Here is a 25,474-nt window from a genome sequence, read left to right on the forward strand (position 1 = left end):
TTTATTGTTAATAATTATAATATAAAGATACAGGAGTGAGTATAAATGAAAAGTATTGGATTGTGTATAGGGGCATCCACTGTGAGTTTTGTTTTAACAAAAAAAGACAATAATGACATACATATATTAGAGTCAAAGTCTATCCCTCATGAAGGTCATCCACTAAAGATTCTAAAACATATTTTTGATGATTATGATTTAAAAAACATTGATAGAGTTGCCGTGACAGGTCGTAAATTCAAAAACTTAGTTACTGCTTCTACCTTATCAGAACCAGAGGCTGTTGAGTATGCCTTTAGATTCCAAAAAAAATCTTATGATAATGTTAATCTTATCTTAAGTGCTGGTGGAGAAACCTTTATGGTATATGAGCTAGACAGAGATGGTCGCATCATTGATGTCCTTACCGGTAATAAATGTGCATCAGGAACTGGAGAGTTTTTCTTACAGCAAATTAAAAGAATGGGCCTTTCAATAGATGAAGCAATGAGTAGCCCTTCTAATGACAGTTATAAAGTAGCTGGTAGATGTTCTGTTTTTTGCAAAAGCGATTGTACCCATGCACTTAACAAAGGTACGCCTAAAGAAAATGTTATTGGTGGCCTTTGCGATATGATGGGAAAAAAATTATATGAACTCTTAAAAAATCACGACACTAAAAGAGCTTTAATCATTGGGGGTACTTCTAGAAATAGTAAAATGGTTAGCTTTTTAACTAATAAAATGGACCAATTGTATGTTCCAAATTATTCATACTGTTATGAGGCCCTTGGGACCGCTTTATGGGCTTTAGAAAATGAAACAAAACCAGTAGATGGCTTAGATACATTTTTAAACAACAAACATTCCTCCTTTTCTTTCCTAGAGGATTTAAAAAACTATGAATCCTATGTTGAGTTTAAAAGTACAGCAAACTCTGAGGCTAAAGAAAATGATGTTTGTATTTTAGGTTTAGATGTAGGCTCTACCACTACTAAAGCAGTAATCATTAGACAGTCTGACCAAGCAATACTTGCCAGCTGTTACTTACGTACAAATGGCGATCCAATAGAAGCTTCTAAAAACTGCTATAAAGATTTACAATCACAATTAAATAATCCTGTCAGTATTATTGGTTTAGGGGTTACAGGTTCAGGACGTCAGATTGCTGGATTGCATGCTTTAACACCATCTGTTATGAATGAAATTATTGCCCATGCAACAGCTGCTATTTATTTTGATCCAGAAGTAGATACCATCTTTGAAATTGGTGGTCAAGATGCTAAATACACTTATATTACAAATGGTGTGCCATCTGATTATGCAATGAATGAAGCTTGTTCAGCAGGAACAGGTTCTTTCTTAGAAGAAGCTGCAAAAGAATCTTTAGATATTGAAATGACTGCTATTGAAAAATATGCTTTAAACAGTAAAAAACCACCTAATTTTAGTGACCAATGCTCTGCTTTTATAAGTAGTGATATAAAAAGTGCTATACAAGAAGGCATCAGTGTAGAAGATATTACTGCAGGATTGGTGTATTCCATTTGTATGAATTACTCCAATCGTGTAAAAGGTAGTCGACCAGTTGGCAAAAAAATATTTATGCAAGGTGGGGTTTGCTATAATAAAGCTGTTCCAATTGCTATGGCTGCTATGACAGGAAAACACATTATTGTACCGCCAAATCCTGGATTAATGGGGGCTTTTGGCGCTGCTTTAGAAGTTAAAAATAAAATTGATTTAGGATTGATTAGTCCTATGTCTTTTGACTTAGATGACTTGTCTTCTAGAGATGTTTCTTATAAAGAACCTTTTGTTTGTGCTGGCGGTAAAGAAAAATGTGATCGCAAATGTAATATTAATAGAATTATCATACAAGGTAGAGTGTACCCTTTCGGTGGCGCTTGTAATTTATATGAACGTACTTTTGTAGAAGAAAAGAAAAAAGATTATGAAATCACTAATTATGTTGCTCATAGAGAACATCTTGTTTTTGAAAAATACAGTGTTTCTTATGGTGAACGTATTGATGAGGTTCAAAACAAAAAAATTGGTATGTTAAACTCTTTATTAACCAATAGTCTGTACCCCATGTATTATAATTTCTTCTATTCTTTAGGATATGATATTGTACTTCCTAAAAATGTTGATGAAGATGGTTTTGAACAAAAAAGTTCTGCTTTTTGTTACCCTGTAGAATTATCACATGGTCTCTTTGGCTCATTGTTAAAAGAGAAAGATGTTGACAAGATATTTTTACCACATGTTAAATCCTTTCCTGTAAAAAACAGTGATGATGTAACTGTGACTTGCCCTTTTGTTCAAGGTGAACCTTATTATTTACAATCTGCCTTTAAAGACTCTATTGATAAAGAAATAATAAGTCCTGTTTTAGACTTTAATAGTGCTTATTCCACTCAAAAAGAAATTTTTATAAAAATTGGTGTAAATCTAGGTCATAAAAAAAATGTGGTGGAAAAAGCTTTTGATATAGCAATAAACGCTCAATTATCATTTCATAATGAGTGTCAAGAAACTGGTAAGGCTTTTCTTGAAGACTTAGAAAGAAATCCAGATGAAACGGCTATTGTATTATTTGGAAGGCCATATAATGCCTTTACAAAAATTGCAAATATGGGCATCCCTCATAAATTTGCTTCTAGAAATTATAGAATCATTCCACATGATTTCTTACCATCTGCCCAAGAGTACAGCTTGGAAAATATGTACTGGGCTATGGGTCAATTAATAATGAAAGCTTCTCGTTTTGTTGAGAAACATCCACAATTATTTGGATCATTTATTACAAACTTTAGCTGTGGACCTGATTCATTTGTTATTGGTTATTTTAGAAATATTATGGGTAAAAAACCATCCTTAACCCTTGAATTAGATAGTCATACTGCTGATGCAGGGATTGATACAAGGATTGAAGCCTTCTTAGATATTATTAAAAGCTATAAGTTATTACAAAAACAACCTCTTATGATGGCTATGGAAGACTATTCTCCAGCTAGAACAATTGTAGAAAATGATAATTTATTTATCATTGACTCCAATAACAACAAATACCCATTAAACCATCCAAAGGTTCATGTACTGATTCCTTCAATGGGTGATATTGGCTCTAAACTACTAGCTGCTACTTTCCGTCACGTAGGCATAAAAGCAACTGCTGTTACAACACCAACTGATGAGGAAATGAAAACTGGTAGGGCACATTCATCTTGTAAAGAATGTATTCCCCTAATGCTTACTATTGGTAGTCTAATAAATTATCTAGATACAAGAGAAAAGGAAGATGAGTTATTAGTATATTTTATGCCAGATACTTCAGGTCCATGTAGATTTGGGCAATATAATATACTTATGAAACAAGTCATAGAAAAAAGAAAAATAAAAGACGTTGCACTGTTCTCACTGACCTCTGAAAACAGCTATGCAGGTTTAGGTACAAAATTTGTATTAAGAGCTTGGCAATCTGTTATTATTTCAGATATCCTTGATGATATATATAGTGCCATACTTGTACTATCAAAGGATCCAATTGATGGCTTATACAAGTATCATAAAGTATGTGAAAACATCCTGTTAAGTGTTGAAAAAAATTCTTGGAAAGACTTAAAAGCCGTTCTTGAAAAAACTGCTAAAGAATTGGAATCAATACCAAGAAAGCAAGAGATAGGATCTTCAATAAAAGTTGGTTTAGTAGGTGAAATCTATGTACGCAGAGACCACTTCTCTAGACAACGATTGGTTGAAAGACTTGCTGAAAAAGATATCATTGTCAAAGTATCTCCTATTGCTGAATGGATTTACTACTGTGATTATTTGGTTAAAAATAAAATTAGTACTAAAGCCACTTTCAAAGACCAATTCAGAACAAAACTACAAAGCTACTTTAAAGTGAATGTGGAAAAATCCGTTAAAAAGATTTTTGCTACAACAGGCTTATACGAATATCACTTAATAGATGTAGATGAGATCATTGATAGTGTTAAAGATATTATATCCCCAATGTTAACTGGCGAAGCCATTTTAACAACTGGTGCTGCTATCACTGAAATTGTTGAACAAGTAGATGGTGTCATTTCCATAGGACCATTTGGATGTATGCCTGGTAGAATTGCAGAAGCACTCATAAGCGATAATTTGGATAGACGAAAAGAACAAGTTTCCCATGATAAATTAATGGTAAGAAAAATTCAAGAAAGATTCCCGAAACTTCCATTTTTAGCTATTGAAGTAGATGGGAATGTATTGCCACAAGTAACTGAAGCAAAGCTTGAGAGTTTCTGTTTACAAGTAAAACGAGTTAATGACGAGATACAAACTTACAAAAACAAAGACTATGTAACTGCTTCAAATAATAAATAACAACTAAAAATTAGGAGGTACACACATTATGTTGTGCGTACCTCCTAAAATATAATTACCCCTTTACTTTTAATGAGTTATGTATATAAATCCAGTAATAGATACAAATAGAACAAATATCATAACTACTATAAAATTAAAAGATACTTCAATATGTCGAATGAAATTAAGCACCTCTGACTTATGAAGTATTTTTTTGTACACGAAAAATCCAACCAAGACTGAAAGAATATAAATAAATGCTTTTGATAGGTAAGATGCTGTATTAATATACAGTTCATATCTAAAGAACATATTCATAAATGCAGGAGCCATAATACCTCCCATTAAACAGATAACCCCTAAAACGACAAACACAATTGCTTTTGGTGTTTCTATTTTTTCCCTTTCTCCTCTTCCATATAAAATCATTGAAAACTTTGCTAAATAAAGTATCGTTAAAAAATTTATACCATACATTATTATTTCAAGGAAAAAAGATTCTGCACTTGTTGATATTAGATACTTTCCTATACTTCCATTAAAAAATGGTGCACCTGTAATTCCTAGAATACCTAATATAGTACACACCCCTACTAAAGGTGTTTTATTAAAGACCCCTCGTATCTCTGAAAGCTTTCTTGTCTTATATTGCTCTATTAAAACACCAGCAATAAGGAACAATAAAGCTTTAAAAAAACTATGGCTAAATATATGATAAGCACTCCCATAAAAAGGTACTGAATCAGCCACATTTAAGCCTATTAAAATAAACCCTATTTGAGACACTGTAGAATATCCTAATAGTTTTTTGATATCCTCTTGAACTAGAGCTAGGAACCCTCCAACAAAAGCTGTTAAAAGACCTATTATTAAAAACAATATTCTTGTATCAAACATTACAGAGAATACATCTTGTAACCTAATAAAATAAATAAATACAATATTGATATAAATACCTGATAATATAGCAGAGACTATAGACGGCGCACTTTGACTTCCATGTGCTCTTGGCAACCAAGTAAATACTGGCACAGCACCTATTTTTAACGTTATTCCTGTCATTAACAACGCATACATAATAACACTTGAACTTGACTCTGGCACAACAACCAATGCTTCTTTTAAAAGATTCAGATCATAAACTCCGTACATTCTATATACATATCCTACACCAAATAAAAAGAATGACATACCGATGATATTAATTAATAAATATATCAATCCATCATAATAAGATTTAGCTTTTTTCTTAAATATAATAAGAATAGTAACTAATATTGTTGAAACTTCCATTAATACAAATATATTAAACAAATCATAACTAACAAATAAAGCAAATAATAAACTTTCTAATGCAAATAATAAAAAGATATATACTATTTTCGATTCAATACTATTCCATTCGTGGATTAATAATAAAAAAAATAAAAATGCTGTTAATAAAATCATAGAAGCTGATAAAGTATCAAGGTATATACCCACACCTTTACCTATAGACCAACCACCAACTACATAAGATCTTGCACCTACTGCTCTTGTATCTAAGAAAGTGAATAATGCAAAAACAAAAATGATGCCTTGGGAAATAACAATTGCATAAGGTTTTGTTAATCGAAAGACATAAAAAACAATCCCAAATAATACGGGCGAAAAAATTAATGCCATTATTATATTCATTGGTTCTCACCTCTAAATTTCTTTAGTAATTTATGCCAATTGGTTGTACCATATAAACGATACAAATGTATGAATATAACCAATGAAAGGGCTGTTACAGCAGCCCCTATAACTATAGCTGTAATCATTAAAGCTTCAGATAGTGGGTCTTGATGATTTGAGGCAATAAAGAATAAAATAATCCCTGTTTGCATAATTGTTACAGAGATAATAGATTTAACAATATTCCTTCTAGTTATCAACCCGTATAAACCTATAAAAAATATTAATATACTTGCATTGGTTCCATTTATCCAGTCTATTTGAACCATCTCCTTTCAATGAGTACAAACTCGTAAAAAATTACTGTTATACCAAGACATACTTTCATACCAATTAAAATATTCATGATAATTAAGTATGCTCTAGCATAGCCTGCACTTGGATCAAGGAAATTTGTTAAGATAATATTGCGAGTAAACAGAGAAATTATTGGTACAACAATAATCAATAAATAAAAGGTTTTCTCTAGTACTTGAAGTCCTTCCATACCAATTTCATCAATTGCTTTAGATATATATTGGAGAATAAATACACTTGCTAATATAGCACCACCTTGAAAGCCACCACCTGGAGAGATATCTCCATAAATAATAACATAAAAACCAAAAACGATAATAAAGGGATTAATTATGTCAATTAAATACTTAACTAAGTCATTATTATTAATGTCCACCTTCTTTTTCCTCCTTATTAAAGTGATGAATTCCAACAGCACAAATAAGCAGAAGTAATGACTCAAATAAACTATCGTACACTCTATAATCTAAATAGATAGCTGTAGCCGCATTTATTGCACCTGTTTCTTTAACACTATTTTCAATATAACTATTACTAATATCAAATGAATGACTTGGCTCTTCTGTCTTAATAACAAAAAAAACAAAACAAGATAAAATAATAATCATTGCTTGTTTTCTAAATGTTTCCCACTTCATCAGATTCCCTCATTTCATTTAAAATTACATTTAGTTCAAGTTTTTTATTTTTAGCTAATGTAGCTGCTAAACCTTCTATTTTATAATTTGAACCTTTTGATATCATTAACAAATTATCCTCTGATTTATGCATTAGAAGATCATAATTTCTTTCGGTTACTATACAACTGTACTGGTCTTCTGAATATCTAATATACTGAAAAATCAAGTCTTCCCTAACACCAAAAGTCTCCATTGCATCTAATATATTATAATCAATTTCATTGTACACATAAACTTTAAACCTCTTTTGCCTTCTTAATGCAACCAAGTAAATTACAGTTGTAAGAGTACTTCCAATTACAGCTTCAGCTATAGCAACATTTGGACTCCTATAAAACAAATAAAGTAAAGAACATAAAAAACCAAACATCCCTAAATATATGACTGCACGATTTAATTTGAGTGTTTGAATAGATAAAAATGCAAAAATAACCGTTAGTATCAAAATTATCTTTTCACTCATGGTTTCTCTCCTTTATTATTAGTGTGTTTTTTGTTCGTAGGCCTTTCACCCCTTATATAGGCTGAACGACCAATTGCATATGTGGACACTGGGTCGATACAAAGAGTAAATACTAATATTAGTACTTTCTTTATGGTTAATGTACTCAATGGGCTAATAAAAATTATTCCTAGTACAATAAATATCATTCCTAATGTATCTATATGCGCACATGCTAATAACCTGGCATATAAATCTTTAAATAGTAAAATGGATATAGAACCAAATATTATAAAAAACATACCTATAATAATTAATATATGTCCTAAAATACTACTCATAGTCTATCCCTCCATTCTAGGAATCTAGAAATAAGAATGGTACTAATAAAAGCTAATAAAGCATATGTAAGAGCAATATCTAGATACTCAGGCGCTTCATACAAAATACTAAAACACATAATTAATAAAATAACTTTAATAGAAATCAAGTTAAAAGTAATTAATCTATCCCATATTGTTGGCCCAAGCATAGTTCTTATAGAAACAATACCAATACAAAATATTAGTACAAAAAATAATATTTTAATAATCATTTTTTAGTCCTCCAATAACATTTTCTCAAAAGGGTCTTTTATACTCTCAGCTTCCTTTTCTTCATCAACATGTTGTGGGAACAAACGTAAAACATATAAAATATTATCTTGCTTATGTACTGTTATAGTTCCTGGCGTTAAAGTAATAGAAACTGCTAAAACAAATATTTTAAAATCATTAGATAAATTTGTTGGTACCTTAACTATTTTTACATCTGTTTTAAAGGTAATTAATATATAAAGACTTTTAAATCCTGATATAATGATCTGAGGTATTAAAACTAAGATATACTTAATAATTTTAATAAATCTAAATTTTGGATATACAATGTCCGCCGAAAAATATTTTCTAGACAGTATAATAGATAACACAGAAATTAGTAATCCTATTAAAAGATCGACGATACTAAGACTTTGGGTTAATCCAACCCAAAAGAATAGGAGTACGCAAGTAAAAACAATAAGCTTCATTAGTATTCATTCTCCTTTAACATAAAAGTATTAATTCAAACTTCCTTGCAAGGATTTGACATTAATGCTTTCAACGAAACTTGTGGCTCTTATGCAGTAAGAGGCATAGGCTGAGTTAAAATATAATTACTTTAATTATCATAACAAATCATTGGTTTAATTACAATAAAAAAGAAGTAAGAAATATTTTCTCACTTCTTTATACTTTTCTTCTTTATACTTTTCTTCTTTATACTTTTCTTCTTTATACTTTTGCATACAAATCTTCAATGAATTTTTTACTAGATACCATATATTCTTCTTTGCAATTTTCAATTAGCACATCAATATATGGTTTTCTTTCTTTAACAAGTTTCATTAATAACGCATAGTTTAACAACCCTTGTCCTGGTGGCACTACTTTAATATCATTATTTTCAATAACAAAATCCTTTGCATGTATTATGATTATTCTATCTCCAAATAACTCAAATGACTCTTTAATCAGTTCATCTTGTTCTTGATAATTTTCTGCATCTAATAAATTAACAGCATCAAAGATAACTTGTACATTATTTGAATTAATTGTATCAAGAACTCTTTTCATTCTTTGTGGTGTATTGATAATATGTTTTTTTACTATTTCTATGGCTACTATTACACCGAATTTTTCTGCTTCTGCATTTAAGATTTTTAATGTATCCATAAATCTTTCAAAAGCTTCTTCTCCGCCATTATTATCATTATAAGAATAATCACCATTTAATGAACCTGTTTCTGTTCCTACAATTGAACAGCCAAAATCTCTAACAAATCTAATATGCTCTTTGAACCTATCAATTAGTTTGCCTCTTTCTATATCATCTGGATGAGTAACATTAACGTAACATCCTAAAACAGCAATTCTAATACCTTTTTTGTAAAATGTTTCTTTAATGCTTTGTGCCATCCCTGGGCTCATCATTCCATTGTTATAATCAAAATCTGCAACAGCTTTTTTTAGAGCCAATTGAATACAATTAAATCCCTTTTCTCCAATTTTATTGGCTAAACTTTCAACAGATTGCTTACCTAAATCATGTGGTCTCATACCTATATTTATCATAATGTACCTCCAGTATATATATTAGTTATTAATTTGGTTTTGTATATCGTCTTCGTATACACCAAAGCCTTTTATCAACCATTTGCCATCTTGTTTAATTAAAGGTAAAACACCAATACCATCGCCAAAATCAATAGTTACATCCACTTCTTCTTTATCTAAGTAGTCCTCTGGCTCTTCTATAACAAAGTCTGACACTTGTGTTTTTCCAGCTTGTAATAAATCTTGTTTAAACAGTGGTAATGCACCTTTCTCTACATATTCTGCTAAAGTTGCATAATCTTCATTGTATCCCCAATAAACATAATCTTGTTGTAACTCGAATATGGCTCTGTCAGAATATGTTTCTAAATAATACTCTGCATCTACTAGAAAAATTGCTTCTATCCACTGTTCTACTGTTAGCTTTGGTGTTGTTGTTCTTAATTCTTCACTTATTGCATATTCTCTCTCTTGTTCCACTTCAGTTTCATTACATCCAACTAATAAAATCATACTAAGTATTCCCAAACTCAATCCAAATATTTTAATTGTTTTTTTAAGATTCCCCATTTTTAAATCCTCCAACTTTCTAGTAATTTTTAGTTAACCATTGATTCCACAGCTTTTACCCATGCATGATTAGGATCATCATTAGGTGTTAATACTCTTCCAGAATTCCCTGCCATTACCCATAGGTAATATATTTGATAGCCTGGTGCAGATGCCACTGGATGGTATCCTTCTTTAATTGCTATACTATCTCCACTTCTTATTGTATAACATTCATCTAAAGATAAATCATCATTGTACATAACTTGTACACCAAATCCTTGAGGTGGATTTACTTTAAAATGATATATTTCTTCCATGTTTACTTCATAAGGCATATTATCTTGATCGTGTTTATGAGATGGATAACTAGACCATTGACCCGCACAGCCATATGTTTCGCCTAGAACAATTTTATCTACTCTATTCTCATATTTTGTAGTAATAATATCATTTACATCTCTTTGCCAATTTAATTTACCCCTATGAACAGTCTCTACATCATCTGCTTTAATAACAAAAGGCGCGTACTTTTTATCTGCTTTAACTTTACATACACCAATTTCTAATTCACCCTCATCAGTCGCTATTACTGAGTAATTAGAATCTCTTGGTACATATACAGTCGTAGGCTTTCCAGAAAAAACATCTTTTCTATTTCCTAAGTTCATAAATTTTTGATCATCACAATAAATAGTGCATTTACCAGAAAAAATAACCAAACCAATTTCATATTCTCCTGATTCTAATTCAATTTTTTCATCTTTTTTTAATAAAATTGTACCAAAGCGTAATAAATCTAACTCAGAAGTATTATCCACTACTTCATTATATCCATACACTTTTTCTGATTTGTAAAAATGTTTCATTTTTTCACCTCATATTTTTATTTAAAATTGTTACTATTCACTAAGATAGTAACATGAAGAAACAGCTAAATGCTTTTAAATATAAAACATTAAATAATCTGAGTGCATCTTTTTATATTCTTCAATTAGATCATATAGAGTAATACTGTCTACTACTTTATTAATGGATTCATTTAACTCCATCCAAACTTTCTTATTAATACACTGTTGAATAATATTACCTTCTTCTTGTGTGTCTCCTATATCAAATAGACTGCCTTCTAAAACTCTCAAGATACTTCCAATAGTCAAGTTTTTAGGATCATCATTTAGTGTATAGCCACCTTGAGGCCCTTTTACACCATTTACTATATCTGCTTTTCTAAGAGCAGAAAAAACTTGTTCTAGATAATTTTTTGAAATATCTTGTCTTTGAGATATGCTTAACACTGTAACAACTTCATTTTGCTCAACATGTATTGCCAGATCCAATAAAGCTCTTAACCCATATCTACCTTTTGTTGATATTTTCATTTTACTCTCTCCAATCAAATACCTGTGACAATAATCACTTATATAATATAACATGTTTTTAAAAATTAATGTTGCTTTTCTGTTTAAATTACACAATGTCACATAATTTATTATGAAAAATTTATTAGAATCTTACTTGTCTTGGAATAACAGTTCAGCTCCATATATGCCAATTTTCTCTCCATATTATACCATACTTCAAAACTGTTTTCTATACTACTATAATAACAAAATTACGACATTCCTTATAGGTTTTTTGAAATAAATAAAAAACAAAAACCTCACTAGTTAACTAGTAAGGCCTAAGTAATTTTAGCTGAATAAATCTGTTGATAAATAACGTTCTCCAGTATCTGGCAATAAAACAACAATTTTTTTCCCTGCATTTTCTGGTCTTTTTGCCAACTGAGTTGCTGCAAATGCAGCTGCCCCTGAAGATATTCCTACTAATAATCCTTCTGATGCAGCTAATGCTTTTGATGTATTAAAGGCTTCTTCATTTTCTACTTTTATTACTTCATCTATTACCTCAGTATTTAATATACTAGGCACAAATCCTGCACCAATACCCTGTATTTTATGTGGTCCTGGATTTCCTCCTGATAAAACTGGTGAATCCGTTGGTTCTACAGCCACTATTTTGATATTAGGATTTTTTTCTTTTAAAACTGTACCTACTCCAGTAATAGTACCGCCAGTTCCTACGCCTGCAACAAAAATATCCACTTCACCATCTGTATCATTCCATATTTCCACTGCTGTCGTTTTCATATGGATGGTTGGGTTTGCATTGTTCTCAAACTGTTGTGGTATAAAAGAATTAGGTATGTCTTTAGCTATTTCTTCAGCCTTATTAATAGCGCCTTTCATACCTTGAGCTCCAGGTGTTAACACCAATTCGGCTCCTAATGCTTTTAATAAATTACGTCTTTCAACACTCATTGTATCTGGCATTGTTAATATTAATTTGTACCCTTTCGCAGCAGCAACAAACGCCAATGCAACACCTGTATTGCCACTTGTTGGTTCAACAATTACTGTATCTTCATTAATCAAGCCTTTATCTTCAGCATCTTTAATCATAGCGTAACCAATTCTATCTTTTACACTCCCAGCTGGATTAAAATATTCTAATTTAACAATTATCTTTCCAACTAATTTGTTTTTTGCATTATAATTCTCTAATTCTAATAAAGGTGTATTTCCTATTAATTCTGTTAAATTTTTTGCTATTTTTCCCATAAAAACATCTCCTTTTAATACTTAGTATTCTTATATGTTTTATATGTTATTTAGTATTATTATATGCAAATAATTACTAAGTGTCAACCTAAACAGTATACAAATTTATTAATTCATTTATAACATAGATTAAATAATGATTTATGTGATATTTTTATCACATACATTTATTACTTTACCCATATCTGATGATAAATAAAAGCCTTTTGTCATTAACAAAGGATTTATCCCATCAATCCCAGGGGCAACAGTTGTTTTATTATCTCGAATGGCCTTTACCCAATCAATTATTAAATCCAACCTTCTATTGCTATTAATTTCAAATTTTTCTTCAGTAAAAGTATAACTTGGCGTTTCACCTTCATTTGTCTTATTTACTACCTCTTTTGTTGATTGGTTAAGTTTCCATAATTTTAAATAGCTGTCTTCTAGAACTATTTTTCCCCATTCACCAACTATCTCTAATCGCTCTGTTCCTGGTGCCTCATATGTTGAAGCAACAAAAACACCAGTTAATCCATTATCATATTCCATATAACCGGTAAAGTCATCTTCAACTTCTATATTATGATATTTACCATATTTACAAAACCCGCTTAACTTTGTAGGCATACCAAAAAACCATTGCCATAAGTCTAATTGATGTTGAGTCTGGTTTAAAAGAACGCCTCCACCTTCTCCATCCCAAGTACCTCTCCAATCATTAGAATTATAGTATCCTTGGGTTCTAAATACAGTTGAAATCCAGTTGATTCTATACAATTCTCCCAAATACCCATTAACCATATACTCTTTTACCTTTTTATAGATAGGTTCAAATCTTCTATCAAACATTATCCCAAAGGTTTTTTCAGACTCTAAAGCTAAAGCATTCATTTCCTCTACATCTTTTAATATTACTCCTGATGGTTTTTCAATCAATACATGTAGACCTTTACTAAAAGCAAGCTTTCCATAATAAGGATGTGTATTATGGGGTGTTGCTATAATAACTGCGTCAATTTCCTTGAAACTAAGTAATTCTTCTCCTGTAGAAAAACAAGCAACTTCTTTTAGGTTGTTCTTAGCCCATTGATACTTTTCTTCATTTCTAGTTGTTACTGCAGTGATAATTGCATTAGGTACCTTACCTTCTTTTAAATATACTGCGTATTTCATTCCCATATTACCTAATCCTATAATACCCACTCTTATTTTTTTCATAGATTTACCTGCTTTTTTGTTTTTTAGGATTTTTTATTTCTTTTATCATTTTTTTAATCTGTCCAATATTAAACATACTTTCACCCTTAGTTTCAGCTTCTTTTTCCAATTCTAGTCCTTTTGCTCCCATTTCTAATGCTTTACTAAAATCCAGTCTAATATATAATTCGTAAGCCATTAATGCTCTATATTTTACTATTAAATCTTGTTCTATATTTTTTTCTTGTATTATTGTATATAATTCATTAGCTTTATCCATATCTTTATAAATAAAGGCATATGCATAAAGTAATTCAAATATCATTTCCTCTTCGAATATTTTAGGATATTTGAGGCTATGCTCTTCAACCAACTTAATATATTTTTTAGCCTTTTCATATTCTTCTTTTTCAATGTAATGATAGGTTCTTAATAAATTCATGGAAATACCTAATGCACTATCATTAGGCAAATCTTCATCTTCTTCAATTATGTATGGATCTAATTTTTTTGGAGTAACCCCAGCGTTTAATTGTGCAAAAGCTTGTATAACCTTAATTTCTGCAATATCTCTAGGTTCTTTTCTAATATAGCTTAAGATATTGGCACCATCTGTTTTATAAGCGTCGCTTTTATAAGGCACAAGATTCACAATAAATAATATTAATCCAATAATCCATCCAGCCCCAAAGATACTTCTCAACAAAAAAGCACTTTCAAATTGAGAATTATAATACAATAGCAAAAATAACAAACCTAATAAAATATTTGTTATGATTCCTCCCAAATAGAATAATATTTGTTGCCTTTCCACATTTTTACGCTCTTTTGAGAACATTATACACATAATATTTAAACTAAACTTTTTTTGAACTTTTATAACGATTTTATTGTTATCTTTTTCCCACACTATAGGACCAATACGGAAAGAAATAAATCTAAAATTCATTATCCAACCAATTAACAGGTGACCGACTTCATGTACAACTATATGAACGATAACTAATATTGCTGCAGCGAATAACATAACAATAAATTCATAAATTTTTAAGTTATAGATTACATTAGCAAATATATTAAAATTAATTATAACAATCCCTATTAAAACCCCAATTATAATATAACTATTTTCTTGTAGTTTTTTTAATAATAAATCTTTTTTTTCATCCATAGTTGTAAAGCTCCTTTTTCTTTGCTATTAAATACTAATAATAATAGCTTATGGTATAGCATAACATTATTATTATACTCTAAAACACTGATAATTTAAAGATATATACGCAAAAAACTACTTTGATTCTCAAATTATTATTCTTAAATAACAACTATTGTTAATTATATTGTTTAATGATATAATTATCATAGTAAATTATGGTATTTAATTTTTTTGTTAACAATTTATAGTTTATATAAATTATTATTATTAAATCTAGGGAGGATGATATAATGAAATCATTAAAAGGAACAAAAACAGCAGAAAATTTACTAAAAGCTTTTGCAGGAGAATCTCAAGCTAGAAATCGCTATACATACTATGCATCTCAAGCTAAAAAAGAAGGGTATCTTCAAATTTCTAATTTATTCACTGAAACAGCAGACAATGAAAAAGAGCATGCTAAACGCTTCTTTAAATTCTTAAAAGATGACCCAGAATTAAATGGTCAAGGTATAGAAATTCAAGCTATGTATCCAATTGCTTTAGGAGATACAAAATTCAATTTAAAATCTGCAGCAGAAGGCGAAAATGAAGAATGGACTGAATTATATCCTGAATTTGCTGATATTGCAGAAGAAGAAGGATTTAAAGAGGTAGCAATTGCATTCCGTAAAATTGCAGAAGTTGAAAAACATCATGAAGCAAGATACTTAAAATTATTACAAAACATCCTAAGTGATCAAGTCTTTAAAAAAGATGCTCCTACTGCTTGGAAATGTAATAATTGTGGATATGTTCACGAAGGCGCTGGTGCTCCAGAGATCTGTCCAGCTTGTGTACATCCTAAATCACACTTTGAATTGTTATGTGAAAACTACTAAAATCATAAATTTTCATAAAAAAGCGGAGAATTCTCCGCTTTTTTTCATACACTATTAGATAATTAACCTTTCAACTGGATTGCCAGCTTCAAAATGTGATTCAATTATTTCTTCTACATCATCAATAGAAACATTCCCATACCAAACACCCTCTGGGTAAACTACAACTACAGGACCTTTATCACAAATCCCAAAACAGCCTGTATTGGTTACCATTACATCTCCTGATAGTTCATATTCTTCAATTCCTTCAACAAATTTTTGCACTATATCTACACTGTCTTTTGAATAACAATAACCAGACTGTTGACCATTAATTCTGCAACTTGTACAGACAAAAACATGATATTTTGGACTTACCATACTATCCCCCCTTTCAAACATAATTTATTGTATAAAAAAAGTCCAACAACAAACAGAACATGTTCGTCATTGAACTTATTTTTTTAGATTAATTTATTTGTATTTATTATAATTTATAATTTATCTTTTTACAATACCATCACTGTATTATTTTTATAATTGTCTATATTAAAAGGACAACAGATTTAATCTGCTATCCTTTTAAATAACTTATTATTGAAAATTATATAATCTGTACATAAATGTAGCTGTTTCTGCTCTTGTAGCATTTCCTGTTGGATTAACTGTATTATTTGAATTACCTTCAATTAATCCATTTTTTACTAATGTAGCAATTGATTGTTGTGCATAAGTAGCTATGCTATCACCATCATTGAAACTATCTAATATTGTAACATTACCTTCTTCTGCTTCTACTCCTGCAATAGCCATAGCTCTTGCAGTAAGAGTCATCATTTCTTGTCTTGTAATTTGTGCTCTAGGATTAAATTTATTATCTCCTACACCATCAGAAATTCCAAGGGTTTTAGCTATACCAACTTCATTATAGAAATAATCATTAGTATTAACATCAGCAAAGTTATTAACAACATCTGCATTTAATCCTAATGTTTTCACTAATAAGATAGTAAAGTCTGCTCTAGAAATATTAGCAGCTGGTGTAAATGTATTGTTAACTGTTGATGTTCCTTTTATGATACCTCTAGATGCTAACACTTCAATTGGTCTTTGAGCCCATACGTGATTTCCTAAATCAACAAAAGTCTCATGTACGTATGCTATTGCAAATTTACTAAAGTGATTTGTTCTAAAATTCATAGTCCCTTTAGCAGCATTGTAACGACCATTTGAAACTGTTGTCACATTACCTTCTTCATCAATATATTGAATAACAAGATGTTCTACATCCTCTCCATCTACTGGCGTATATGGAATAGCAATGTTAATTCTTGAACTTGGATTATTCCATCTTATTTGTTCATTATTAACTTTAAAATTCACTTGTATCGTAACCTTACCTGAGTCGTCTCTGTCTACTGTAGAAACAGTTAATTCTACTTTATCTTCTTCCCCTAAGTTATAGTTGGATAAAACATCATTTGACAATTCAAGTGTAGCTACTTCTGTAACAAGAGAAATTCTATGTGCTTCTGTTGATGCAACTGCTGCTGCAGGTAATGTTTGTGAATATCCTTTTGCACCTTCAACAGGAGATGCTTGAATTACTATATTTCTAACGCCTTTAGAATCTGCCTCAGTTTTTGATAAAGCACCTTTAAATGTATCTTTATCTATTACTAATTCTGCAATATTTGTAGTTTGATCCAATTTAGCCTCTTGTTTTATTGTTGTAACGCTACCTTCACTATCAACAACTGGAGTTGGTGGTGTTGGAGGTGTTGGTGGTGTTGGTGGCTGGTAATCATCTACTGGTGGTGTAACATCATCTACCGGTTGAGTATAATTAAAAACAAATGTTCTTACAACATTATCTAATCCACTTCCACCAATTTTTGCAGTGTATTCCCCATAAGGACCTGATGTTGTATATTGAAAACTAAAATTACCACTTTCATCACTATCAGTTTGATCAATATAATCTAAGACACCTAATGGATCTATTACTTGTATTGTTATAGCTTTATTATAAAGCGCTCCACTACCAGTAATATCAACTTCACCTGAATTATTGACAGAAGCAATCACTTGAACACTACTTGAAGCAAATATATTTTGAAAGCCTAATGTCATTAATAATACAATTATTAAAGCAATACTTTTTATTTTTTTCAATTGACTACCTCCTCTGAATGTTTATTATTGTTTCTTTGCTTTTATAATTGCAGGGATATTTATCCCTGCAATTATTTTAAAAACTACTCTAATATTTCTACATTTGATATAGCTCTCATGCCTTGTAGACTGTCCCAGATAAATGCTTTTACTTTATATCCGTCCACATTTTCTGGTAACTTAAATCCTGCTTCTAATGTTCTGTTTTCATCTACTTCTGCAGTCCATTGTACTCTTGCATAGTTAACCATTGTATTATCTGCATTGTATAATGCAACAATTAAAGTAGCTTCTTTTGCTTCTTCAGATACATTTGTAATATCTGCTTTAACAACGATATCACTTGATGCAATTAACTCAGTAACTTCATTTCCTGCATAATTTGTAAACATTACATTATTAACTTCAAAATCAATTGGATCTACAGGTTCTTCTGTATCATCGTCAAGATATTTAATAGTTACTGAATTGATTGTAACTATTCCAGATCCTGAAGTACGAATTTGAATGAATGAAGCATCAGTTCCAACTTCTTGTTCAATTACTAATAAACCAACTGGCACTTCACTTGTAGGTTCATCAAATACTTTTGATGCTCCACCTAATGGAGAATTATTCATACCTGCTGTATTATTATCAACATAAACTACTAAAGCACCTGCGCCTTCAGACTTAGTTATATCAATGATAATTTGATATGGTTTGCTTAAATCTAATACACCATTTGGTCTAGTTTCTGAATTTGAGTCTGTTGATGAATCAGCACCAATTGTAAATCTACCATTAATTAAAGTAATAGAGTCATTTTCAATACTAACACTTGATGCGCCACTTTTTCTTATATACATTGCCTTAGTACTGTCAGTTGGGAATGCTCTGTATCCTGGCGTCCATAAACTATCAGCTGTTGCACCTACAAAGCTTTCAAAGAATACAGCACCATCTGGCGTTTCAATTGGTTCACTTGGCTCAGAAGGATCTTCTGGTAGTGTATGGTCAAAACTTCCACTTGGATCGTATGTTAAGAAACTCCAATCGATACTACCATCTGCTAACCTATTTACTCTTTCTGGCATCTCTAATGCACTAAAGTTATTAATCGTTAATTCTACTCCAGATGCATTTACTGACTTAGAACCATCCCATAAGAAAGTAGAATCAGAAATCAACCCAAGAGATTGATTACTATCTGCATCTTGTTTTGGATTATTATAGTGGAAAGAGATAAATCCTTCTAAACTAAATCTTCCTGGTACACCTGGATATGTTCTAAGATCTAAGTTACTACCATGGTTATTGAATCCAATATTTTGTCCTTGTACAATAACGTCTGGATTACTATTACTTGAGAAACCAACTGCTTTATTACCAAAAGCTATACTGTTTTCTATAATATGTGGTACGCGTACTCCTTCACCACCAAGTTTAAATCCTATACCATGTCCACCACTTGATGAACCATCTTGACGATATCCATTGTTAAATGCAACACTGTTTCTTATAATAACTGGTCCGATAGCACCTTCACCAACTTTAGTGTATAAGTCCCATCCATCATCAATATTGTTATAAGAAATACATCCGTCAAAAACGTTACCATAGCCTGATGTAAGTTTTGCTGCAAATCCATCAGCATTATTTTCTGCTGGATCTCTGTTAAAATATGATGTACTATTCAGGATTAAGTTATATGATGGCCAATCTTCTATATTCATAGAACCATCATTACGGCTAATTTGTAAACCTGTTTCTCCATTTTCGTAGAAGTTACAAAGCTCAATAATATTATGACTTCCACCTAATCTAAATCCATGAGAATTGCCTGCTGAACGGGCAAAGTCAATACCTTTAATGTGCCACCAATTTCCACTAGCTCTTACCCCGCCAACTCTTCTGTCAGCATCAAAAATTACTTGTTTTCCTTCTTCGGCGAATAATTTTTTCATTTCGCCATCTCTACCATCATTATATTTATTAATCTCGATTCTTCTTGATAATAAATATTGACCTTCAAGAGCAATAATTGTTTGACCTGGTTGAACAAAATCAATTGCTGTATGGATGTCTAAAGGATTGTCTCTTGAGCCATCACCAGCACTTGTACCTGTAGGTGATACATAAATGTTAGCACCTTCTTGGTATGTTCTCATATCAACACTAAAGTTTCTTACTATTAAATCATAAGAAGTTAAATATTGTGTATCATCTGGAATAAATGAAATACTAAAGTTTGTCATAGCATTGTCATTAACTGTTGTTTGTAATTCTAAAAATTCTCCACCTTTAACAGCAACGTTAGAGAAAATGATATCATTACCTTTTCTTACAGTTGCAGTTCCATCTACATTAGCATCTAATATTAAATTATATGCTGTCTCTGAAACACGATTTAATGATTCTACCCTTATACCAGGATTTACTGGCTCTAATGCAGGGTATTCCCTTGGAGCATCTGTAGCAGCTGCAGTTACTTCTAAGTCAATATTAGTAACTTCTATCGTTGCAAGACGAGCTACGAAGAAACCTACATACATTGTATCATTTTGATAACTTAAAACTTCTGGCTCAAAAATGATAACTTCTTCACCATTATTTAATTGACCTGTGAATCCACTATTTGTTTTTGATAAAGTAAGTCTATAGTTTGATGCTGTTGTAGCTGGTGTAGGTCTTACTTGTTCAATCATTCTTCTTTGAAGTCCTTGGCTACCTTCTCCGTCAGGGTTTAATACACCTGTTCTAACAAATAATTGTGTACCATTTGGAAGACCTGTTCCTCCACTATGACCACCAACAGCTGCTATATTAGATGAGAATACGCTTGCATTCAAGTGCTCTCCTATAGCATCTCTAGCCATTATACCAAATGCTTCTTGACCATCATGTGGTGTTTTAGCATATTCTATTACTTTAATATCTGCTGCTAAAGAGAAGTTATCTTCATTTGCATCTAATTCAACGTAATAGAATGAAATACCATCTTGATCACCAGTAATTTTACCGCCACCTTCTAAAGCGATAAGTTTGATATGATCTTCATTGATTACTTCAATGGAGTTTCTTGCACTTCCACTTGATTGTCCAAATACAATTTCTTTCCATTCATAACTCACTTCTTCTCTTACTGTAACTTCTAACACAGTAGCGTCAATATTAGAATCAGATGAAATAATGCCTATTTCGTATACCCCTGCTGTTGTATTATCAAACTCACTTATATCCAAAGTATACGCAGTAAATTCTTCTAACTCACCATTATCAAATAGTTTAGATACTTTAATTCCTGTTGAATCAAAACTCTCTCCAATAAAGTAAGTTGTTTTTGGATATCCAGTTACAACTAATTCAGTTGACTCTCTTTCTTTTACATTAACTGTAAATGTAGCCGTTTGACCTTTATGAGTCACTGTAAGAACTTTATCACCTACTGTTGCTGAGTCAAAACCAGTAACTGTAAATTCATTTCTTAATAATCTAAGTTCTGTGTCATTACTATACTTAGCAAATACAACAATTCCACTTATATCTAATTCATCACCTAAGAAATATTGATCTTTCTCTGGAATAGTTCTAATTTCTATGCCTGTTATATTAGCATCTAATACTTCAACATTAAAAGTTATAAAAACTTCAGGTGTTTCAAGAGATACTACTTTTACCGCTTTTGTTCCACCAGTAGCAAAAATAATTGGATTTTCATCTGTTACTTCTACATCATCAATATAAAGTGAATATTGATCATCACTTAAATCAGCTACTTTATAACCTTCATTATATGTTGCAGTTATTGTTAATCCTAATGGATTAAATTCATCTCCAATATAATATTCTGTTTTTGCTGGAGAATATCTAATGTCCATATCTGTAACAGTTAAAGGTACTATATTAAGATCTAAAGTAGTTGTTCTACCATTGTAGTTAATCGTTATTGTATTAACGCCTACTGAACTACTATCAAAACCAGTAATAATATAATTACTTGGTAAAAGTACTTCTTCTGTTTCATCTTGGAATATTGCTTTAACAACTAATCCCGTTGGATCTAAACTTTCACCAACTAGGTAGTCTGTTTTCATTGCACTTCCATCAACTTCTAATGTGCTTACTTTTCTATTGTCTACAATAATATCAAATTCGCTAAAAGTAACTTTTGCTCCTCTTGCTGTATAAATACCAACGTACATATTATCATCAAAGTTATTTGGTATAGTCATTACTTGAGTTTCACCATTAATTGTTAATACATAAGTATCTCCAGCTTTTTTAATAGATAATTCATAAGTATCATCTACAGTAACAGGTGATTCAAATATATCACCTTTAACTTGTTGAAGATTTTGTTTTGTAAAAGATCTCATAACTTGATCTAAAGCACCTACAGCTACATAGTTTGATTCATGTCCACTACTAACACCGTGTACACCAACAGAATCTCTTAACATCAAACCAAAAGATACTTGATTATTCGCTGTAAAATTATGCAACTCAGCTTTTGCTTTTATTTCAAAGTTAGCTCTTGTTGGTACTTCTTTAAAGTAAAAAGATATCCCATCAACATTAGATGATATTTTACCACCTGTAGCCTCTATGGTTACTGAACCATCTTGATTAATAACTGGATCAAAATTTCTTTCAGAGATATTCGTGTTATCTCCAAAAGCTCTAAATTCCCATTCTTCTACTAATTCAATAGGCTCATAAATGTCTAACCTTAGGTTGCTGAATGTTACTTCCGCATCCCTTGCTACATAGATTCCAGCCATTAAAGTTTCTGTAAATAAATCTTCAAGAGTTATAATTTCACTCTCACCATTTATAGTAAGGATATAAGTATCATCAAATTTTTCAATAGAAAAATCATATACTGTACCTGCTTCAGGAATTCTTAAATCCATTGCAGATAATCTAACTAGTGAATTTGGTGTTCCTGTAGTAGGATAATTTGGTGCTCCTACTGCATTACTTTTATAAAATGGTCTTGCTTCATTAGGATTTGCATTGTTTGTACCAAGCACTCCTACTGCAACGTAGTTCGCTGCTTGATCAGCATTATCCTTTCTTAAACCATCTCTTAACATTAATCCAAATGACTTTTGTCCTGAATTACTTATAGTACCAGTAGTATTATAACTTACAACTGTAGCTCTTGCACTTAATTTAAAATCTTCTTCAATATCTATTTCTTTTGAATAAAAAGAGATTCCTTCATCGCCATTAGCTATTTTACCACCTGTAGCTACCATAGTTATAGTACCGTCATTAAGATTAATTACAGGGTCTGGGTTTCTTAATGTCTCTTCTGCAGTACTAGTGTTACCACCAAATGCATTGAATTGCCATATTCTTGGTTGTCTTTCAATAACATTTACTGTAATTTTTGCTTTACCATCGAAGTTTTCAATTGTTCCTTCTATCTCATGATCTCCAACAGTCAAGTCTATATCTTCCATATCCCAAGTTACTTCAACATTGTCCGTAGTTTCACCATCGCTATAGGTTACTGTAACTTCTGTTGGTAAATATAAGATTCTACCTTCTTCTATAGTAATATCTTCTAAAGGTGCTATTTCCTCAATTCCCATTACAGTTACTTCTACTTCTATCTCAAATGTTTTGCCATCTACTGTAACGGTTCCTGGTACAGTATGGGTACCAACTGTAAAAATAATTTCTTCTGTATGCCATTCGATACCATTAAAAATTGTTTTAGTTCCACCCGTATCAAGATTAGCATCAACTTGTTCTGGTAATTCAATACTTCCTATCTTATTAATAATAGTTTCTAACGGTTGGATGCTCACTACTTCTGCATCTGGTACTGGAATAACTAATCTAATACCATATACATTAACACCACTTGATGGTGATGCAACATAATAATCTCCAGCTTCATCAATGACAAATGTATTTTCACCTAAACTTGCTCCAGGTGCATTCATTCTATCAATTTCAGTTCCATCCAAACTATATAATGCTAAATGTCTCTCAGCACTACTGCTAGAACTCATAGCATACACAGTCACTGTACTACCTGCAGTTGCATTAAAATGAATAGATCTGTATTCTGGGTCACCAGAACCACCTAACTTTATTCTTCGTGCAAATTCTGTTCCATCTGGTGCTTTTTTAGAATTATTATCAACATCCACTTTGTTTGCTTCTGTTGCTTTAATAGTAAAAGCATTTACTTTTAAATTCTCAGTTATGCTTTCGATTGTTACATCATCTGCATTTAAGAAAAAAACTTGTTCTTGTGGTGTCTTGTCTACAAAAACCACACCATATACATTAACGCCACTAGCTGGAGATGCTAAGTAATACTCTCCTGCCTCAACTGTAAACGTACGCATGCCAAGGTCTGGTCCTGGTGCAACCATTCGATCAATTTCTCCATCTGAACTATATAACGCTAAATGTCTCTCTGCGCTACTGCTAGAACTCATAGCATACACAGTCACTTCTGCTTTTCCTTCTGATTTAAAATGAATAGATCTACTTGTTGAACTACCAGATCCACCCAATTTAATTCTTCGAGTGAAAAGTGTTCCATCAGCTGCTTCTTTGTTATTTCCATCAACTTCTACAAGGCCTTTAATTGTAAAAATCCCAACCTTTAGCTCATCAGCTATTTCCCCTTCTGCTAATTGGTCTGCCATTAACGAATAAGGATCATCGCCTTCTGATGCTTTTGTAACTATTGTTGTCGGCATCATCGTAATTACCAAAGCAAACATTAAGATTAATGCAAGTGTGCGTTTTTTAAAATTTGGCATTTCCTCTCCTCCAGTCTTTTAATAGTGTAATTTCTTACACTTTAATGATTTTATTTATATAAAGGGTTACAAATTTTAGAAATATGTTCCCCCTATATTCTAAATCGGAACTTAAAACAGTTTACATATGTAATGCATGTACTATTATAAATTTAAGAAATAGCAAAAAATATAAGCTATGAAACCTCCCTTCATACTCTTATATTATTTTTAGTTCTGTACAGGTTATAAGCCTTTAAAACTACGCATATATTTCTAATTTCAGGAAAAATTTACCTATCAATAGTCTCTTAAATTATATATCAATTCACCCAAAAAGTAAATAATAAAATTCATTAATTTGTGCATTATTAATTAAACTTGTTAATAAGCTGTTAACAAGCTATGAACACGTCAAAAATAAATCTAGTAATTCTAGCATCTTCATTTACATTTTATATATATTATACAAATTTCATCTATTTTCGCAACTCTGCTGTAGCATACTAATAAAAAACGATATCTAGCATAAAAAAAGGATTGATGAACATTCTCATCAATC

At 31.1% G+C, this 25,474-nt stretch carries 20 protein-coding genes; 2 read left to right on the plus strand and 18 right to left on the minus strand.

Annotated features, from left to right (window positions below):
- Positions 1-45 precede the first annotated feature (45 nt).
- On the plus strand, positions 46-4,359 hold the full coding sequence (locus EDC18_RS05595; protein WP_132251164.1) for an acyl-CoA dehydratase activase: 4,314 nt from the start codon (positions 46-48) through the stop codon (positions 4,357-4,359).
- Between the two features lie 69 nt (positions 4,360-4,428).
- On the opposite strand, the gene EDC18_RS05600 is transcribed toward EDC18_RS05595, so the two are convergent.
- From EDC18_RS05600 to EDC18_RS05670, 15 genes are all read right to left on the minus strand, one after another.
- Complete coding sequence (locus EDC18_RS05600) at positions 4,429-6,018, minus strand: complex I subunit 5 family protein (RefSeq protein ID WP_132251166.1); 1,590 nt, start codon at positions 6,016-6,018, stop codon at positions 4,429-4,431.
- Positions 6,015-6,329: a sodium:proton antiporter gene (locus EDC18_RS05605; protein ID WP_132251168.1), complete on the minus strand. Its 315-nt coding sequence runs from the start codon at positions 6,327-6,329 to the stop codon at positions 6,015-6,017. Before EDC18_RS05605 ends, EDC18_RS05600 begins: the two co-directional genes overlap by 4 nt.
- Positions 6,317-6,733, minus strand: coding sequence for an MnhB domain-containing protein (locus EDC18_RS05610; protein ID WP_165878491.1), 417 nt, complete (start codon positions 6,731-6,733; stop codon positions 6,317-6,319). The genes EDC18_RS05605 and EDC18_RS05610 overlap by 13 nt, the downstream gene beginning before the upstream one ends.
- Complete coding sequence (locus tag EDC18_RS05615; RefSeq protein ID WP_132251172.1) at positions 6,723-6,995, minus strand: Na(+)/H(+) antiporter subunit B; 273 nt, start codon at positions 6,993-6,995, stop codon at positions 6,723-6,725. The genes EDC18_RS05610 and EDC18_RS05615 overlap by 11 nt, the downstream gene beginning before the upstream one ends.
- Positions 6,976-7,500 (minus strand): Na(+)/H(+) antiporter subunit B, encoded by a 525-nt coding sequence (locus tag EDC18_RS05620; RefSeq protein ID WP_132251174.1) that lies wholly within the window; start codon positions 7,498-7,500, stop codon positions 6,976-6,978. Before EDC18_RS05620 ends, EDC18_RS05615 begins: the two co-directional genes overlap by 20 nt.
- Positions 7,497-7,820 carry a monovalent cation/H(+) antiporter subunit G gene (gene mnhG, locus EDC18_RS05625; RefSeq protein ID WP_132251176.1) on the minus strand — a complete coding sequence of 108 codons (324 nt, stop codon included), beginning with the start codon at positions 7,818-7,820 and terminating at the stop codon, positions 7,497-7,499. The genes EDC18_RS05620 and mnhG overlap by 4 nt, the downstream gene beginning before the upstream one ends.
- Positions 7,817-8,074: an MrpF/PhaF family protein gene (locus tag EDC18_RS05630; RefSeq protein WP_132251178.1), complete on the minus strand. Its 258-nt coding sequence runs from the start codon at positions 8,072-8,074 to the stop codon at positions 7,817-7,819. Before EDC18_RS05630 ends, mnhG begins: the two co-directional genes overlap by 4 nt.
- Positions 8,075-8,077: 3 nt before the next feature.
- On the minus strand, positions 8,078-8,545 hold the full coding sequence (locus EDC18_RS05635; protein WP_132251180.1) for a Na+/H+ antiporter subunit E: 468 nt from the start codon (positions 8,543-8,545) through the stop codon (positions 8,078-8,080).
- A 244-nt stretch (positions 8,546-8,789) separates the two neighbouring features.
- Positions 8,790-9,629 (minus strand): sugar phosphate isomerase/epimerase family protein, encoded by an 840-nt coding sequence (locus EDC18_RS05640; protein WP_341472711.1) that lies wholly within the window; start codon positions 9,627-9,629, stop codon positions 8,790-8,792.
- A 21-nt stretch (positions 9,630-9,650) separates the two neighbouring features.
- Entirely contained in the window at positions 9,651-10,181 is a 531-nt protein-coding gene (locus EDC18_RS05645) for a hypothetical protein (RefSeq protein ID WP_132251182.1), read from the minus strand.
- A gap of 29 nt (positions 10,182-10,210) precedes the next feature.
- A complete protein-coding gene (gene iolB / locus EDC18_RS05650) occupies positions 10,211-11,029 on the minus strand; it encodes a 5-deoxy-glucuronate isomerase (RefSeq protein ID WP_132251183.1) in 819 nt (272 codons plus the stop codon).
- A gap of 75 nt (positions 11,030-11,104) precedes the next feature.
- Positions 11,105-11,542: an RrF2 family transcriptional regulator gene (locus tag EDC18_RS05655; RefSeq protein ID WP_132251185.1), complete on the minus strand. Its 438-nt coding sequence runs from the start codon at positions 11,540-11,542 to the stop codon at positions 11,105-11,107.
- A 312-nt stretch (positions 11,543-11,854) separates the two neighbouring features.
- The gene (gene cysK, locus EDC18_RS05660) at positions 11,855-12,784 is read right to left on the minus strand and encodes a cysteine synthase A (RefSeq protein WP_132251187.1); all 930 of its coding nucleotides are present in this window, start codon (positions 12,782-12,784) and stop codon (positions 11,855-11,857) included.
- Positions 12,785-12,925: 141 nt separating this feature from the next.
- A complete protein-coding gene (locus EDC18_RS05665; protein ID WP_132251188.1) occupies positions 12,926-13,987 on the minus strand; it encodes a Gfo/Idh/MocA family protein in 1,062 nt (353 codons plus the stop codon).
- Between the two features lie 4 nt (positions 13,988-13,991).
- A complete protein-coding gene (locus tag EDC18_RS05670) occupies positions 13,992-15,137 on the minus strand; it encodes a hypothetical protein (RefSeq protein WP_132251190.1) in 1,146 nt (381 codons plus the stop codon).
- A gap of 275 nt (positions 15,138-15,412) precedes the next feature.
- Between EDC18_RS05670 and rbr the strand changes: the two genes are divergently transcribed.
- On the plus strand, positions 15,413-16,003 hold the full coding sequence (rbr, locus tag EDC18_RS05675; RefSeq protein WP_132251192.1) for a rubrerythrin: 591 nt from the start codon (positions 15,413-15,415) through the stop codon (positions 16,001-16,003).
- Positions 16,004-16,057: 54 nt separating this feature from the next.
- On the opposite strand, the gene EDC18_RS05680 is transcribed toward rbr, so the two are convergent.
- From EDC18_RS05680 to EDC18_RS05690, 3 genes are all read right to left on the minus strand, one after another.
- The gene (locus EDC18_RS05680) at positions 16,058-16,366 is read right to left on the minus strand and encodes a 2Fe-2S ferredoxin (RefSeq protein WP_132251193.1); all 309 of its coding nucleotides are present in this window, start codon (positions 16,364-16,366) and stop codon (positions 16,058-16,060) included.
- Positions 16,367-16,579: 213 nt separating this feature from the next.
- Positions 16,580-18,160: an S-layer homology domain-containing protein gene (locus EDC18_RS05685; protein ID WP_132251195.1), complete on the minus strand. Its 1,581-nt coding sequence runs from the start codon at positions 18,158-18,160 to the stop codon at positions 16,580-16,582.
- A gap of 83 nt (positions 18,161-18,243) precedes the next feature.
- Positions 18,244-24,933: a right-handed parallel beta-helix repeat-containing protein gene (locus EDC18_RS05690; protein WP_132251197.1), complete on the minus strand. Its 6,690-nt coding sequence runs from the start codon at positions 24,931-24,933 to the stop codon at positions 18,244-18,246.
- Between the last annotated feature and the right edge of the window lie 541 nt (positions 24,934-25,474).

This window comes from Natranaerovirga pectinivora, assembly GCF_004342165.1.
Classification (GTDB): domain Bacteria; phylum Bacillota; class Clostridia; order Lachnospirales; family DSM-24629; genus Natranaerovirga; species Natranaerovirga pectinivora.

What these genes read in the sequence shown, in the direction of transcription:
- EDC18_RS05595 (WP_132251164.1), top strand. Translation starts at nt 46, where the DNA reads ATGAAAAGTATTGGATTGTGTATAGGGGCATCCACTGTGAGTTTTGTT.
- EDC18_RS05600 (WP_132251166.1), bottom strand. Translation starts at nt 6,018, where the DNA reads ATGAATATAATAATGGCATTAATTTTTTCGCCCGTATTATTTGGGATT.
- EDC18_RS05605 (WP_132251168.1), bottom strand. Translation starts at nt 6,329, where the DNA reads ATGGTTCAAATAGACTGGATAAATGGAACCAATGCAAGTATATTAATA.
- EDC18_RS05615 (WP_132251172.1), bottom strand. Translation starts at nt 6,995, where the DNA reads ATGAAGTGGGAAACATTTAGAAAACAAGCAATGATTATTATTTTATCT.
- EDC18_RS05620 (WP_132251174.1), bottom strand. Translation starts at nt 7,500, where the DNA reads ATGAGTGAAAAGATAATTTTGATACTAACGGTTATTTTTGCATTTTTA.
- mnhG (WP_132251176.1), bottom strand. Translation starts at nt 7,820, where the DNA reads ATGAGTAGTATTTTAGGACATATATTAATTATTATAGGTATGTTTTTT.
- EDC18_RS05630 (WP_132251178.1), bottom strand. Translation starts at nt 8,074, where the DNA reads ATGATTATTAAAATATTATTTTTTGTACTAATATTTTGTATTGGTATT.
- EDC18_RS05635 (WP_132251180.1), bottom strand. Translation starts at nt 8,545, where the DNA reads ATGAAGCTTATTGTTTTTACTTGCGTACTCCTATTCTTTTGGGTTGGA.
- EDC18_RS05640 (WP_341472711.1), bottom strand. Translation starts at nt 9,629, where the DNA reads ATGATAAATATAGGTATGAGACCACATGATTTAGGTAAGCAATCTGTT.
- EDC18_RS05645 (WP_132251182.1), bottom strand. Translation starts at nt 10,181, where the DNA reads ATGGGGAATCTTAAAAAAACAATTAAAATATTTGGATTGAGTTTGGGA.
- iolB (WP_132251183.1), bottom strand. Translation starts at nt 11,029, where the DNA reads ATGAAACATTTTTACAAATCAGAAAAAGTGTATGGATATAATGAAGTA.
- EDC18_RS05655 (WP_132251185.1), bottom strand. Translation starts at nt 11,542, where the DNA reads ATGAAAATATCAACAAAAGGTAGATATGGGTTAAGAGCTTTATTGGAT.
- cysK (WP_132251187.1), bottom strand. Translation starts at nt 12,784, where the DNA reads ATGGGAAAAATAGCAAAAAATTTAACAGAATTAATAGGAAATACACCT.
- EDC18_RS05665 (WP_132251188.1), bottom strand. Translation starts at nt 13,987, where the DNA reads ATGAAAAAAATAAGAGTGGGTATTATAGGATTAGGTAATATGGGAATG.
- EDC18_RS05670 (WP_132251190.1), bottom strand. Translation starts at nt 15,137, where the DNA reads ATGGATGAAAAAAAAGATTTATTATTAAAAAAACTACAAGAAAATAGT.
- rbr (WP_132251192.1), top strand. Translation starts at nt 15,413, where the DNA reads ATGAAATCATTAAAAGGAACAAAAACAGCAGAAAATTTACTAAAAGCT.
- EDC18_RS05680 (WP_132251193.1), bottom strand. Translation starts at nt 16,366, where the DNA reads ATGGTAAGTCCAAAATATCATGTTTTTGTCTGTACAAGTTGCAGAATT.
- EDC18_RS05690 (WP_132251197.1), bottom strand. Translation starts at nt 24,933, where the DNA reads ATGCCAAATTTTAAAAAACGCACACTTGCATTAATCTTAATGTTTGCT.